The sequence below is a fragment of the Oceanobacillus salinisoli genome (assembly GCF_009733865.1).
GTDB lineage: Bacteria > Bacillota > Bacilli > Bacillales > Amphibacillaceae > Oceanobacillus > Oceanobacillus salinisoli.
In genome coordinates this window covers 1-14313 of record NZ_WOFB01000023.1, presented here as the reverse complement: position 1 = coordinate 14313, position 14313 = coordinate 1, and the positions used below count along the sequence as shown (strand labels likewise).

The window sequence follows — 14313 nt, the reverse complement described above, 5'->3', positions numbered from 1 at the left end:
TAAGATGCTCTCATTTTTTTAAAGTTTTCTCATATGGCCCGCCCGGATTAGGCTTGGACTAGTTTAGGCTTTGTACCATTTCCTGAGCTTCTCTTTCGTTATCATAATCAGATGAAGTGGCTTCTTGGTAGCCTTCATGATTATAGATGGAAATGACTTCCTGTCCTTCTGGAGTCTGGGCAATATTGATGAATGCTTCTTGAATAGCTGCTTTTAAATCTTCATCCATAATTTCTGAGTTTTTGCTAACACTGATGGTGTCATTATAAATACCAGGTGTAACACCGATAACATTCGTTTCATCCCAAATTGATGCTTCACGTTCAAAATCGCTTTCCCAAGCTTCTTCATTGTCACGTCTAGCATCTGCATAAGTAACCATCACATCAATTTGCTCTGCTGCTAAACGGGCAAAGGCACTTCCGTAAGAATCTGCCTGTACGACATTGTCGAGATCTGTAATGGTTTGGTCAAAGTTATTTTTTAACCATAGAGCAGGGTAAATATATCCTGCTGGAGATGAAGAGGACATGACAGCCCAGGAAGCACTATTTACATCTTCAAAGGTTAACTCTTCTCCATTATTTACTTTTTCTGCCAGCTCTTGTCCTTTTTCGGACGGTCCTGCGATCATTAAAGCACGGTAGTATGTAACTTGTTCATCTGAATCTTCGGTTGGCTTATTTTCGTTCCAATCCTTTGCATCATCGGAATCATTATTTAAGCCTGCACGTGTAGATGTTAAAACAACCTCTGCACCATCATCATATAATACATACGTACCTCCAGGGATTAGACCGATATCAATGGTCCCCGCAGAAAGTCCTTCTCCAACTGCTTCATAATTCGTTCCAACTGTAATGTCTACTTCCCCGATATCATAGCCTAATGCAGATAATTCCTCTGTTAATAATCCTTTCAGTGGTTCGGTTGCTGTAATAATTTCTTCCGGTTCTCTTGAGGGAACGAATCCAATAGAAAGCTGGTCAATAGACTGGTTTTCTGCAGCCTCTTTTTCTTCTTCTGAAGACTCACTTTCTGAAGTGGTTTCTTCTTCGGTTTCATCAGACGGCTCTGTAGCGCTTTCTTCTGTTTCTCCACAAGCTGCTAAAATAGCAACAAGCATAAGAACAAATAAGACATATAATAATTTCTTCAAACTCATCTTCCTTCCAAAGTAAATTTTTGTCGAATCTAGTACCTATCTTAAAGAGAGTTTATTAAGAGAATTTAAATTAATTGTAAATAATTGTTAAGATTAAATATTTTTTGAAAAAAGGATAGGGCAGGGGCACCATAATCAGAGCAGTTCACTTTTTATCCCAATAAATGAATAAGGCTCTAATCCCTTATCAGTAAAGGAATTAGAGCCTCTCATATTATTCGACAAAATGCGGGAAGTGACAGGCACCCCAAAAGGCAGTTCGTTATTTCTGCAGTGAATCCATAAACTGCTCAATCCGATTCATTGCTTCCTGCAGTTGCTCAATGGATGTTGCATAAGAACAGCGAACATATCCTTCTCCAGATGCACCAAATGCATTGCCAGGAACGACAGCAACTCTCTCTTTCTGGAGCAGTTCCTGCGCAAATTCCTCGGAAGAAAGTCCTGTCCGTTTAATAGAAGGGAATACATAAAACGCACCGCCCGGGGTGTGACAATCCAGCCCAGATCTATTCAAAGATTGGACCGTAAAATTACGCCTTCTCCAATAATGTTGCCTCATGTATTCAACTTGCTCCGAGCTGTTGCGCAATGCTTCAAGGGCACCTCTTTGCAGCATATGTGGTGCGCACATCGTTGTATACTGATAGATTTTTACCATAAGACCGATCAATTCACTTGGTGCTGCCAGAAATCCTAAGCGCCAGCCAGTCATGGCAAATCCTTTGGAAAAGCCGTTGATTAAAATGGTTCTTTCGTACATTCCGGGAATCGCGGCCATGCTGGTAAATGCCTGATCATAGGTTAACTCTGCATAAATTTCATCGGAAATCACAAGAAGGTCGTGTTTTTTAATAACATCTGCAAGTTCCGTTAGCTCATCTTTATTCAAACAAGTACCAGTTGGGTTATTTGGTGAGCATATTAATACAGCTTTAGTTCGGTCCGTAATAGCTGCTTCAATTTGTTCCGGTGTGACTTTAAAGCCGTTTTCCGAGTTTGTAGCGATTCGAATTGGCACACCGCCTGCCAACGAAACAAGGGAGGCATAGGAAACAAATGCCGGTTCAATAATGAGTACTTCATCTCCCGGATTTAAAATGGCACGGAAAGCCAAATCGAGGGACTGACTCGCCCCAACCGTAACAATGACTTGGTTTTCTGCGTTGTATTCGACATCAAACCTTCTTTTGACATACTTGGAAATTTCCTGCCGAAGCTCCAGCAATCCGGCATTAGCGGTATAGGATGTGTAACCATCCTGCAATGCGCCAATCGCCTGGTCGCGAATATTCCATGGTGTAGTAAAATCCGGTTCACCGACACCAAGGGAAATAACATCTTCCATACTTGCTGCCAAATCAAAAAACTTTCGTATCCCGGATGGTTTCAACTCCATTGCTGTCTTGGATAAATATTGCTGATAATCGATGCTCATGGAGAAACCACCATTCTGCGGTCCTCATCGTCTTTTCCTTCAATAATGACCCCATCGTGCTTGTACTTTTTCAGCATGAAATGGGTGGTTGTGGAAAGGACGTTTTCAATTGTCGCTAATTTATTGGATACAAACAAGGAAATTTCTCTCATCGTTTTTCCTTCCACGGTTGCGGATAAATCATATGTACCCGACATTAAATAGAGAGAAGTCACTTCAGGGTAACGGTAAATTTGCTCGGCCACCTCATTAAATCCAACACTGCGCTGTGGGGTTACTTTTACATCAATCATCGCCACAACCGTTTCTTTTCCTTCTATTTTATTCCAGTCAATGAGAGTCGGATAGCTGACAATTACTTTTTCATCTTCTAATTTTTTTATAAGATTTTTCACGTCATCCTCCGAAATCGCTAATTGCATTGCCATCGATTCTGTGGAGACGTTATGATTTTCTTCTAGTATCGCTAAAAGATTTAATTCTTCGTTGGATAGTTTCATGGAGATTCTCCTTTCAGAACATCACTTCATTTTAGTAATTCTTTTCATGATAAACTGTTACTAATTTATATTAATTTACAGAATTAATCAACTATAAATTCGTGTTTGTTCACTGTTTTCATAGAAATACCAAGTGATTCATTGGCTATAAGACCCTTAAGGAAAAAATTCGAGATACTAAGAATAATACGTGGGGGTCGGGCAGCCAGTAAATTCCTGAATCGTTCATCTAACATTTAGTGGGGTAAAAAAACGCTGATGGAAGATTCACGTTATTTTACACGGAACGTTAGGAAATTATAAAATTTGCCAAGGAGTGGGTTTGACGTAACGTAATTTATAAGAAAAGCGAACATGCGAAAAGATGAGCGAATCCGAGTTTTCTAAGCAAATGAATAAATTCAAATGCATTCCCTAATGGACGAGTAAATATGGTAATTGAAATGTTCCCATAAATCTTTTTCGGCCTGATTTTCACAAATTGACAAAGGCTAATTTAATGACAATTTCGGAAACATATGTTCATTACTTATTTGGATCGTTAGTTGAAAGTGGATTCCATACATCATTCTGGAGAAATCAAGGGAACGAATAAACAGGAATAAGATTTACAAATAGGAATGAAAGATAGGGAACCCTACAAAAATGAGCCTAAGAAAAGGAACAGTATACCGCTCTTCTATTACCGTCGTTTAGGAGAGGAGGCTTTAACTTAAGGTGGAAAAGGGTTATGGGAAGTACCACCTTTGCCAGGACAGACATTATACCTCCTCGTTTGGAATTTCTCTTAACTTTTTACAGGCAGATGCTTTTGCAAGAGATGGTAGAACACAATGGTTAAGGACTGTACAAATAAATATACGGGATAGGAATAAATAGAACGCCATTTCTCAAATGTGAATACGTTAAATAGAACCGTAATCCATTCATAGGTTACAGCTAGTACGGAGGAGGCTGCAATATAAAGCAATAGATATAAGCCTTTTATACTGTATTTTTGATAAATGTAGAGAAAAACATAAGCAAATGGACCATATAGTAAATAGGAAAGAAAATCGAACAGCTCATATTTGCCACTATCCATTAGATTGTACAAGTTGAGATTTGGGCCAGCTAAGGAGTGATCGAAAATTCTCGCTATCGTAGCGGAAAAAAGAATGATTAGAATGAGTATACTAGCTGGGAGTCTGTTCGGTAATAAAAAAATTCCTATATAACTGATTCCTAAAGATAGAATGACAAACCACTCATTTATGTTAAAGTCTACTGGGAATGGTAGTGGATTCATGATAGAATTCCTTCTTTTCTAAGTAATATCCTGAAGAGTTTTTGAGCGAATAAGGCACCGAGAAATGTGATAACCCAGACAATCAAGGACATCCATTGATTCCATTGACGGTATTGATATACTTCGTCGTTTCTAAGGAGAAAGTCCCCTAAAAATAAAGTAGCTATCAAACAGATTATTAGTACTGCAGAGCTGTAGAAACTTCTTTTTGCTGTCTGCCATAAATCAATGGCCCATAGTAGGGTGATGGGAACAAACAACATTCCATAAAGTCGAAAAGCGATAAGATGCTGGGACTTTTCACTAAGTTTCCATAGTTCCAGATTGACCGTTATAATAGAAAGAAAGCTTGTATAGCAGACGAGTAAAAGGAAAAATAGAAAGCATTGTTCAAAAATATGCAGGTATTTCTTCGTCGAGAAATAGGCTATCAACATGAACATAATAATCGTTATCATCATCGTAATAGACAATAAAGATACCTCCGTCCAGATATATCACCATTTGTAGTTTCTGTCCGAAATGGAATAATTATACAACCAGAACGCATTCGACAATATCCGACAAAAACCGGGAAGTGACATGCACCACATCGGCACCACTTTCGAAAGACTTTGTAGTATTATAAATAATAAGATGGTTCATAACTAAACGCCAAATTCGATATTTCAGTGTTTGTCGGGGCGTGGTTAAACATACAATTAAAAGAATATTCACCTATAAATGATAAAAAATAGGGGGGATTCCCATTTTTGAAAGAAGAATTCGGCATATTCAGCGCTATCGGGAAATTGCGATTTCTTTTACTCGCAATGGTTTTGGTTTCCTGGTCAAAGAACTTGGACTTCATGAAATTCTGTCCCTGCCAAAGCGAATATTTGTCAAAAATCGGCAGGAGGTACATAAAAAAACGACTGGTGAGCGAATAAGGCTGTTCCTGGAAGATTTGGGTCCGACTTTTGTGAAGATTGGACAAATCGCAAGTACAAGGCCGGACATCATACCGGAAGACATTATTCATGAATTGGAAAAACTTCAAAGTCAGGCATCTCCTCTTTCCTATGAGGAAGTAAAAGTCAGTGTAGAAGAAGAGTTTGGTGCACCACTGGAAGAGATTTTTCTTGAATTTCGTGAAGTGCCCCTAGGTTCTGCATCTATTGGTCAAGTCCATTATGGAGTACTTAAATCAGGGGAACAGGTGGCTGTTAAAGTTCAACGGCCAAATATAGAAAACATCATTAAAACGGATCTGGAAATACTACAGACCTTGGCGGTATTGGCAGAAATCCGTTTAGAATGGGCGGCGAGATACCAGGTTACAGCCATTATTGAAGAATTTTCAAAGTCCTTGCTTGCAGAATTAGATTATAGAGTAGAAGGTCGAAATGCGGATAAGATGGCTAAACAGTTTGAGGATAAGCGGCATATTCGCATCCCAGAGGTGTTTTGGGATTATACAACGAAGAAAGTTTTAACGATGGAGTATGTCGAAGGTACTAAACTAAATGATATAGAAGTCCTTCGTGAAGAAGGGTATGATTTGAAAGTATTTTCAAATCGGATTGCAAATGCCATTTTTCATCAAATTTTAATCGAAGGGTTTTTTCATGGCGATCCACATCCCGGGAATATCTCGGTGCTGCCGGGAGAGGTCATCGTTCTCATGGACTTTGGGATGGTTGGTCGGTTAACTTCGGATATGAAGGATAATTTTGCCTCCTTGGTGATTGCATTAATGCGGCAAAGTACGGATGGTGTGGTGAAAGCAATCATGAGGATGGGACTTGTACCCGACGAGGTCCATATGCAGCGGCTGAGACTGGATGTAGAAGAACTGAGAGAGAAGTACTATGATATTCCATTTAGTGAAGTTAGTATTGGAGAAGCGGTAAAGGATTTATTCTCGGTGGCCAATCAGCATCAAATTCGGATACCAGCTGATCTGACGTTAATGGGAAAAACCTTATTAACAATGGAAGGACTGGTGGAAAGATTAGATCCTGATATTAGTATTATTAAGATTGCAGAACCTTTTGGACACCGGCTGCTCCGGGAACGTTATCGTCCGAAAAATGTAGCCGAGAATGTTCTTAATCAGTGGCAGGAATATGGAGAAATTTTGATTGATATTCCGAGAAATATTCAAGAATTGACTGGGATGCTAAAAAAAGGGAAGTTGCCATTGGAAATATCGACACCGAAAATTGAATTGTTTTTAACAAAACTGGATCGAATCAGTAACCGGTTGTCCTTTAGTATCGTTTTGCTTGCCTTTAGTATTATTATGGTTGGACTGATCATCGGTTCTGCTATACGCGGGCAATCCTCTCTGCTTTGGAACGTCCCCGCAGTAGAAATCGGATTCGTTGTTGCACTATTAATGTTTCTATGGCTACTATTCTCCATATTCCGATCAGGCCGATTCTGATTCCGGGAGTCCGGGGGTGCCTGTCACTTCCCGGAATATGACGAAATTTGTCGAGGGCTTGTGCTCGTGTTGGTGACGGATGTGGAGAGGATTTCTTAGCATTGCGGGAAATTTCCCTTAATTTAGGGTAGACGGAGTATATCGATTTATAAAAAATTAAAAGATTGCTGGTTTCCAACAACATCAAAGGAAACCAGCATTTTTGTGTAACTGACCATCGTTTGACAAAATTCGGGAAGTGACAGGCACCAAAAAGGCCCCCAAAGGCAGGCCCAAACCACCAAAAAAAATGTTGACAAGATAAGTCAGCAGGAGTAGATTAATTGTATTAAATGAATATAGATCCGAACACCTTTTATTCGCTGAATCTTTTTGAGCGGGGGAACCATAATGGATAGGATAAAATTCTATCCTGGGGTGAATCTTAAGTTAATTAAGAAGGGGTACTCTCAATCCCTAATCCGACAGCTAACCTCGTAAGCGTTATATCATATTTGGGAGAAAGGTCAAAGGTTTAGCCTGAGACCATGTTTGTTTAGACTGGTCTTTTTTATTTGGTGTTTAGGAAGAAAGAAGAGGGCAAAAATGAAAAAAGAATTTGTTGTTATTGGGTTAGGAAGTTTTGGCAGCACGGTATGCAAGGAACTCCATCAGTTAGGCCATGATGTACTTGCAATTGACGTAAGTGAGGACAAAGTGAAAGAGTTATCTGATTACTCATCCTATGCCGTAACAGCGAATGCTACGGATGAAAATGCATTGAAATCCTTAGGTATCCGAAACTTTGACCATGCGATTGTAGCAATAGGGGAAAATATTCAGCCAAGTATTCTTTGCACATTAATATTAAAGGAACTCGGAATCAAACGGGTTTGGGTAAAGGCAAAAAATGTAAAGCATCATAAAATCCTTGAAAAAATCGGTGCAGATCGCATCATTCATCCAGAGCAGGAAATCGGGGTCCGCATCGCGCATCAGCTGGATTCCGGAAAAATCATCGATTATATTGAGCTTTCAGAGGACTATAGCATAGTTGAAATGAAAGCAACTAAAAAAGTAGCGAATCAATCCTTGTTGGAATTGGACATTCGATCCAAGTTTGGCTGTACAATACTGGCTATTAAACAGAAAAATCATATGAATATTTCCCCTCTTCCTGATGATATCATTCGTTTAGATGATATACTTGTTGTTATGGGACATGTAGATGATTTAAAAGTATTTCAGGAAAAAGGATTGTAGGTAAGAAGGTGCCCTGATGAAGGAGTTATTTAATAAAACGTTTAGGATAAACTATTTATCAACCGTTCGATTAATTGTTTTATTTTATGTTGTTGCTGTTGCTATTGCTATGCTAATACTGGGAATGCCCTTTTTCCATCAGGAAGGGGTAGAGCTATCATTTATTGACTTATTGTTTACTGCAGTAAGTGCGGTAAGTGTTACTGGATTAACTGTTGTATCCACTGCGGACACCTTTAATGCTGCAGGAAAAATAGCATTAACCTTTGTTCTGCAGTTTGGCGGTATTGGGATTATGACGCTTGCTACCTTTATATGGATTACGCTGCGCAAAAAAGTTGGGATCCGAGGAAGACAGCTGATTCAAATTGATCAAAATAGGGCAACATTATCTGGATTAGTACAATTAATTTTGCAGATTCTAAAAATAATCTTGCTAATTGAATTGATTGGAACGATTATCTTAAGCACCTATTTTTTAAATTATTTTGATACGTGGCAGGAAGCGCTGCTGCAAGGTTTCTTTGGAGCGGTTAGTGCCACGACCAATGCGGGATTTGATATAACTGGAGAGTCATTGGTGCCATTTGCAAATGACTACTTTGTTCAATTTATTAATATGATCTTATTAACCTTAGGTGCCATTGGATTTCCGGTTTTAATAGAATTAAAGGATTTCATACGAGGAAATTCTCTGGAAGTCAATCGTCACCATAGCTTTTCCTTATTTACGAAATTAACGACCATTACTTTCTTTGTACTAATTGTAGCAGGAACAGTTTTGATTTTGATTCTGGAACGGAACGACTTTTTAGCAGATAAAGTCTGGCATGAGCAATTTTTCTATAGCCTGTTCCAATCGGTTACGACTAGAAATGGTGGCCTTGCTACGATGGATGTTAGTGAATTTACAACCCCGACCTTAATATTGTTGTGTGTGCTAATGTTTATTGGGGCTTCTCCCAGCAGTGTTGGTGGGGGAATTCGGACGACAACGTTTGCGATTATGCTTCTAGCGATTTACAACTTTGCAAAAGGAAGGACAAGTGTGAAGGTGTTTGGAAGAGAACTGGATAATGAGGATATTATTCGTTCGTTTATGGTCATTACAACAGCTGCCATGATCTGCATCACTGCGATTATCCTGTTGACCAATTTGGAGCCATCATTTTCCATTATGTCTATTACCTTTGAGGTGGCCTCAGCCTTTGGAACAACAGGCTTATCGATGGGGATTACTCCAGAATTAAGTACAGCAGGAAAGGCTATTATCATTGTTTTAATGTTCGTAGGAAGGATTGGCATCTTTTCATTCTTATTCGTAATCAGAGGAAAAGTAACGCAGGATGGTTATCATTATCCGAAAGAGCGTGTAATTATTGGGTAAACTATGTTGATTCCTGTTTTCAGTGTGGGAACCAGTTACATGCTGAAGACAGGGGTTTATATTTTATACGAGCCCTTCACAAAGACAGCAACATTCCTCTATAATAAGGTAGACTGGTTTAAAACATTTTTTTACAAAATCAATAAACTGGAGAGGGTATTTTCATTCCCCTCGCTAGTTAGAGGAACAAGTCGCGAGCTTACAGGCTGCCTCGTCCTCTACTTATCTTTAAAGTTTACACGTTAAGGGTCTTACAGCCAGTTAATGGCATGATAAATAATAGAAATGGAGCTAACAATTTACATTGATACTAGTAATCGATAACTATGATTCTTTTACATACAACTTAGTACAATACATTCAGGAGATTGGAGAAACGGTGAGGGTAATACGGAACGATCAAGTATCTTTAGACGATATAGATAAATTAAATCCGGATTACATTCTTTTATCCCCTGGACCGGGAAATCCTGATACAGCTGGCATTTCTTTAGATGTCGTGAACAATTTTTATCAGAAAGTCCCCATGATAGGCGTTTGCCTTGGTCACCAGGTTATCGCCCAAGCATTTGGCGGTGTGGTAAAAAAGGCAGAAAAGCCCATGCATGGGAAAGTTTCTCTCATTCATCATGATGAACGTTCGATTTTCCAAGATATTTCATCGCCAATGCAGGTAACACGGTATCATTCATTAATCGTGGACGAATCCAGCCTGCCAGATTGTCTCGAAATTACCACAAGAAGTGAAGACGGAGAAATTATGGGAATTCGTCATAAGAAATATAGAGTCGAAGGAGTACAATTTCATCCGGAATCCATTTTAACGGAGAATGGATTACAGATGCTGCGGAATTTTTTCATACAGCAATGCTCCTTCGCTAAGATGTGTTTTTAGACTTGGGAAAAATAATCAATAAAGGAACATGAACATGCAATCCAAACATTTAACTAAAAATCCACGTTTATCTTTTGAATTCGCCTCTTCTACTGGGGAAGTCCATCCACTTACGTTTGAAAATCCAATCGAAGTAATCGAAGCGAGTACGGTTGAAGAAGTGTTATCAGGTCTTCATCGTATTCAGGATGCCATTCAAGACGGTTATTATGCTGCTGGATTTTTATCATACGAAAGTGCTCCAGCATTTCATCCTGCCTGTAAAGTAAAGGAAGGACATCACATGCCATTAATATGGTTTGGTATTTTTTCCGAACCGGAGCATCGGGCATTAAGCACCAGTGGCAACTTTGAGCTTACAGAATGGACTCCGTCTGTGCAAGTGGATGAATATAATAGAGCGATCCAAACCATTAAAAACGAGATAGAAGATGGCAATACATATCAAGTAAACTTTACAACCCGTCTATATTCTAAGTTTCAAGGAGATGATATTGCTTTTTTTGAAAAACTGAAACGTGCACAGGTTTCCAATTACAGTGCTTATATCGATACGGGAGAATATCGTATTTTGTCTGCCTCTCCAGAGCTGTTTTTTCATGTGGAAGGGGAAAACATTACCACCCGGCCGATGAAAGGGACGATAAAAAGGGGACATGCCTTTGCAGAAGATGAAGCAAACGCGAAATGGCTCTATCATTCGGAAAAAAACCGTGCTGAAAATGTCATGATTGTCGATTTGCTGCGTAATGACTTAGGGATGATTGCTGAACCAGGTACGGTTCATGTCCCGAAACTGTTTAAAATTGAACAGTACCCAACCGTCCATCAAATGACCTCAACTATAACCGCTAAGCTAAAAGAAAATACGGAGCTTATCGATATTTTTAAAGCACTATTTCCGTGCGGTTCCATCACTGGAGCACCAAAAATCAGTACGATGGAAATCATTTCCGATTTAGAAGCTACTCCTCGTGAAGTATACTGTGGGGCCATTGGATATATCACTCCAATGAACGAAGCGATCTTTAATGTGCCGATCAGAACAGTAGTTATTGATGAAAAATCCGGCATGGCTACATATGGTGTTGGTGGTGGAATAACTTGGGATTCAACAGCAGAAGGGGAATATGATGAATTGCTGGCCAAGGCCAGTCTGCTTAAGGAAGATCGACCGGAGTTCCATGTGCTGGAGAGCCTATTATTGGACAATGGTGAGATATTCCTGCTTGAGGAACATCTTAACCGGCTAACCAACACAGCGAAATATTTCGGTTTTCCTTTTAATTTAGCTTCAGCTCATGAAAGCTTACAGGATTTAGCTAGGAAAAATCAAGATGGGGAGTATAAAGTTCGTCTACTTTTATTCAAAAACGGTCTTATTACTATAGAGGCACAGCCTATTACGCAGCCTGAAACACCTTTAAAGGTTTCATTGGCAGAGGAGCCGTTGGATAAAAATAATCCTTTTTTATATCATAAAACGACCCATCGCGCAGTCTATTCTCCTTTTCAAAAGAACGAGGTTTATGATGTGCTCCTAAGGAATGAAGATGGGGAGCTAACGGAATTTACCAACGGGAATGTTGTCCTGGAAATAGACGGCAAGCTATGTACACCACCCATTCAAAGTGGGCTGCTGGCTGGTACTTTCCGTGAAAGGTTAATCAATAACGGTGAAATTTTTGAAAAGAGATTAATGGTAGAGGATTTAAAAAGATGCACGAAGATATGGTTTATCAATAGTGTCCGAAAATGGCTGCAGGTGGAGATGGTATAGTAATAAGCTGATCTTGTTTCCCGATAGAAATAAAGAAAGCCACTCGTATGGTAACGGCTTTAGGTTTCATTTAATCTGAGCGTTTTTATCGCAGGTTAACTGGCTGTAAGACCCCACTTCAAGATTTCAAGAGAATCAATGAAAGGTAAGTAGGGGACCAACAGCCAGTCGCCCGATTCGTTCAACTAACATTCAGTGAGGAGGTAAGGAACCCCCACTAAATGAAGTTTCACTTTATATTTAATATTACTTTCCTTCTTCAACTAAAGCACCAGATAGTTGAACAAGCAAATAGGTCCATTAAGGTTTTTCGTTTTCAGAATAAGGCATTTTTGTAATTATAATTGGGTCATTTAAATTTACGTTTGGAATTTGTTGAGGTTCACTCTTGCTTGGCATTGATTGGACATTTTTAGCCTCTGGTGGCAACGGATCATCAACAGAATCCATAATAATAAATTTCTGTTCATACTGCCCATTTTCTGCAATCGATTTCCCTTCAATTTGTTCTTTATCTTGTGATTCTTGTTTGTTATTACAACCAAACAATACAAAACTCAAAATTAAAAAAACGATAGTAAACTTTTTCATTCATAACACCCCCTAAAATTATTTTATGATATAAACAAATTTGTACTAATAATTGTTTCAATCACGGAAAATAAAACCCATTTCTTATCATTAAACGTCCCGTTACTTGAATAATGAAGGAGCATTACCCTTCTTTCAGTAATGGTTTAAGTGGGATATCTCACAAGTTACTATTCAAGAATTACACTTTTAAGTTCCAAAGCCTACGTAAACCAAAAATTAGACAAATAAATGCAATCAATACAATAATTTTTGGAATATATGATAGGAATGCTACAAATTCTCCCAACGTCATACCCATTATTGGTATTTTATTTTCAGTCATAAGCATATCAATATACTTTTGTATCAAAGGTGGTGCTATAAATGAATAAACTTCATGAATTATTAAAAGGAGAAAAAAATATACACCATGCTTAAAAGAATTGATTTTACTAAGCCAAAGTCCAATTATAAATAATACAAACATTAAAATGGATATCATTACCCCCGCAATTCCGATAACTATACTTACCAATACATCACTCCTCTTTATTCAACAATCCTGCCAGTTAACTCAATAATCTTTTAATTAACCTTAACATAATATTCCATATGGTTTTCAAAAAAGAAAGGACAATCAATTTTGATGATCGCCCTCTTAAACTCTCGCACCCATTAGTTCAACAAGGTTATATCTCATTTTCTTATTCAAAGGTGATTTTTAAGTTCGTTAAAAGGAGTAGCATAGGAATCATTAAATTTCTTAATATGGGTTGTTAATACAGACCAATTACTTTCGAGGGATGGGTGTATCTGAGTGGTATCTGCAATGCCATAAAGTTCAATTAAGAAATAAAGGGTTTCCCATACCAAATAGTCATCGTCTAACCTAAATAATATCTCAATGACATTGGGAATATAGTTAAATGCTTCTTCCGAAGTCATTTCCTTAGTAATTGATTCAAAAGAATTACTGAAATACCACTCGTCCTTATCTAATTTATCTTGCCATTCTTCATATACTTCCAATAACCTTTTATCCGTTTTAATCACGTCCTAATGTGTAATTTAGCTATAAATATTTTATCATTCCTTATTCCACTAACCTGCCAATTACTTCAATAAAATCAACCTCTCGATAATAACATAATATTCCAAATAAATATTGCGATTTTTTATATAAGAAAAGACGATCAATTTGACGATTGCCTTGTTAAACTCTTGCTGCCCTTTAGTTAAATAAAACTTCCGTAATTATTACTTATATTTTTAAAAATGTCTTATCAAGGTTCGATAATCCACTCCCATATATATTGTATTATTTTGATAATGCAATTTTTATATGAGCTAAGTGATGTTCTTCATGCCAAGCTAATTTTGCAACTTTTGTTGCAACTGTTATTTTACCGTTTATCTGGTGAGTAAAAGCCCGATCTAATTGCTCTTCAGTTAAGCTATGTCCTAAAGATTCGATGCGCTCATTTATACCTTCTAACATTTTAATAGAACTTTCTACAGGAAGCTTTGTATCCGGTTGAATAGCCCACTTTTCTTGATCAAAAGCTGGTACTGTTGGATTCTCATCTGTTAAAGCCAGCTTCAAACGTTGATACATGT

14 protein-coding genes and 1 riboswitch are annotated in these 14313 nt (G+C 38.2%); of the genes, 5 read left to right on the top strand and 9 right to left on the bottom strand.

Annotation, left to right across the window (positions count from 1 at the left end; all coding sequences use genetic code 11):
- Positions 1 to 58 precede the first annotated feature (58 nt).
- The 5 genes from GMJ66_RS16060 to GMJ66_RS16040 form a co-directional block, all read right to left on the bottom strand.
- Positions 59 to 1165 (bottom strand): phosphate/phosphite/phosphonate ABC transporter substrate-binding protein, encoded by a 1107-nt coding sequence (locus GMJ66_RS16060; protein WP_156291334.1) that lies wholly within the window; start codon positions 1163 to 1165, stop codon positions 59 to 61.
- A 262-nt stretch (positions 1166 to 1427) separates the two neighbouring features.
- Complete coding sequence (locus GMJ66_RS16055; RefSeq protein ID WP_156291333.1) at positions 1428 to 2603, bottom strand: aminotransferase; 1176 nt, start codon at positions 2601 to 2603, stop codon at positions 1428 to 1430.
- Positions 2600 to 3103 carry an Lrp/AsnC family transcriptional regulator gene (locus GMJ66_RS16050; protein WP_156291332.1) on the bottom strand — a complete coding sequence of 168 codons (504 nt, stop codon included), beginning with the start codon at positions 3101 to 3103 and terminating at the stop codon, positions 2600 to 2602. Before GMJ66_RS16050 ends, GMJ66_RS16055 begins: the two co-directional genes overlap by 4 nt.
- 787 nt (positions 3104 to 3890) lie before the next feature.
- A complete protein-coding gene (locus GMJ66_RS16045) occupies positions 3891 to 4391 on the bottom strand; it encodes a hypothetical protein (protein ID WP_156291331.1) in 501 nt (166 codons plus the stop codon).
- The gene (locus GMJ66_RS16040) at positions 4388 to 4864 is read right to left on the bottom strand and encodes a hypothetical protein (RefSeq protein ID WP_156291330.1); all 477 of its coding nucleotides are present in this window, start codon (positions 4862 to 4864) and stop codon (positions 4388 to 4390) included. The genes GMJ66_RS16045 and GMJ66_RS16040 overlap by 4 nt, the downstream gene beginning before the upstream one ends.
- 275 nt (positions 4865 to 5139) lie before the next feature.
- On the opposite strand from GMJ66_RS16040, the gene GMJ66_RS16035 reads away from it, so the two are divergent.
- From GMJ66_RS16035 to pabB, 5 genes are all read left to right on the top strand, one after another.
- Positions 5140 to 6819 carry an ABC1 kinase family protein gene (locus GMJ66_RS16035; RefSeq protein WP_197046746.1) on the top strand — a complete coding sequence of 560 codons (1680 nt, stop codon included), beginning with the start codon at positions 5140 to 5142 and terminating at the stop codon, positions 6817 to 6819.
- Between the two features lie 350 nt (positions 6820 to 7169).
- A riboswitch (cyclic di-AMP (ydaO/yuaA leader) is annotated at positions 7170 to 7317 on the top strand.
- Positions 7318 to 7404: 87 nt separating this feature from the next.
- A complete protein-coding gene (locus tag GMJ66_RS16030) occupies positions 7405 to 8061 on the top strand; it encodes a potassium channel family protein (RefSeq protein ID WP_156291328.1) in 657 nt (218 codons plus the stop codon).
- A 16-nt stretch (positions 8062 to 8077) separates the two neighbouring features.
- The gene (locus GMJ66_RS16025) at positions 8078 to 9448 is read left to right on the top strand and encodes a TrkH family potassium uptake protein (protein ID WP_156291327.1); all 1371 of its coding nucleotides are present in this window, start codon (positions 8078 to 8080) and stop codon (positions 9446 to 9448) included.
- A 304-nt stretch (positions 9449 to 9752) separates the two neighbouring features.
- Positions 9753 to 10343, top strand: coding sequence for an anthranilate synthase component II (locus tag GMJ66_RS16020; protein ID WP_156291326.1), 591 nt, complete (start codon positions 9753 to 9755; stop codon positions 10341 to 10343).
- Positions 10344 to 10377: 34 nt separating this feature from the next.
- A complete protein-coding gene (gene pabB, locus GMJ66_RS16015) occupies positions 10378 to 12123 on the top strand; it encodes an aminodeoxychorismate synthase component I (protein ID WP_156291325.1) in 1746 nt (581 codons plus the stop codon).
- Positions 12124 to 12423: 300 nt separating this feature from the next.
- On the opposite strand, the gene GMJ66_RS16010 is transcribed toward pabB, so the two are convergent.
- From GMJ66_RS16010 to GMJ66_RS15995, 4 genes are all read right to left on the bottom strand, one after another.
- On the bottom strand, positions 12424 to 12714 hold the full coding sequence (locus tag GMJ66_RS16010; protein ID WP_156291324.1) for a hypothetical protein: 291 nt from the start codon (positions 12712 to 12714) through the stop codon (positions 12424 to 12426).
- Positions 12715 to 12895: 181 nt separating this feature from the next.
- Complete coding sequence (locus tag GMJ66_RS16005; RefSeq protein ID WP_156291323.1) at positions 12896 to 13231, bottom strand: hypothetical protein; 336 nt, start codon at positions 13229 to 13231, stop codon at positions 12896 to 12898.
- 173 nt (positions 13232 to 13404) lie between these two features.
- Positions 13405 to 13725 carry an ABC transporter gene (locus GMJ66_RS16000; RefSeq protein ID WP_231514959.1) on the bottom strand — a complete coding sequence of 107 codons (321 nt, stop codon included), beginning with the start codon at positions 13723 to 13725 and terminating at the stop codon, positions 13405 to 13407.
- A gap of 289 nt (positions 13726 to 14014) precedes the next feature.
- Positions 14015 to 14313 (bottom strand): DinB family protein (locus GMJ66_RS15995; RefSeq protein ID WP_197046740.1); only part of this gene is annotated, 299 nt, incomplete at its 5' end.

Excerpts from the sequence above, each read along its gene's own strand:
- GMJ66_RS16010 (WP_156291324.1), bottom strand. The coding sequence starts at position 12,714 with ATGAAAAAGTTTACTATCGTTTTTTTAATTTTGAGTTTTGTATTGTTT.
- GMJ66_RS16050 (WP_156291332.1), bottom strand. The coding sequence starts at position 3,103 with ATGAAACTATCCAACGAAGAATTAAATCTTTTAGCGATACTAGAAGAA.
- GMJ66_RS16055 (WP_156291333.1), bottom strand. The coding sequence starts at position 2,603 with ATGAGCATCGATTATCAGCAATATTTATCCAAGACAGCAATGGAGTTG.
- GMJ66_RS16025 (WP_156291327.1), top strand. The coding sequence starts at position 8,078 with ATGAAGGAGTTATTTAATAAAACGTTTAGGATAAACTATTTATCAACC.
- GMJ66_RS16030 (WP_156291328.1), top strand. The coding sequence starts at position 7,405 with ATGAAAAAAGAATTTGTTGTTATTGGGTTAGGAAGTTTTGGCAGCACG.
- GMJ66_RS16060 (WP_156291334.1), bottom strand. The coding sequence starts at position 1,165 with ATGAGTTTGAAGAAATTATTATATGTCTTATTTGTTCTTATGCTTGTT.
- pabB (WP_156291325.1), top strand. The coding sequence starts at position 10,378 with ATGCAATCCAAACATTTAACTAAAAATCCACGTTTATCTTTTGAATTC.
- GMJ66_RS16045 (WP_156291331.1), bottom strand. The coding sequence starts at position 4,391 with ATGAATCCACTACCATTCCCAGTAGACTTTAACATAAATGAGTGGTTT.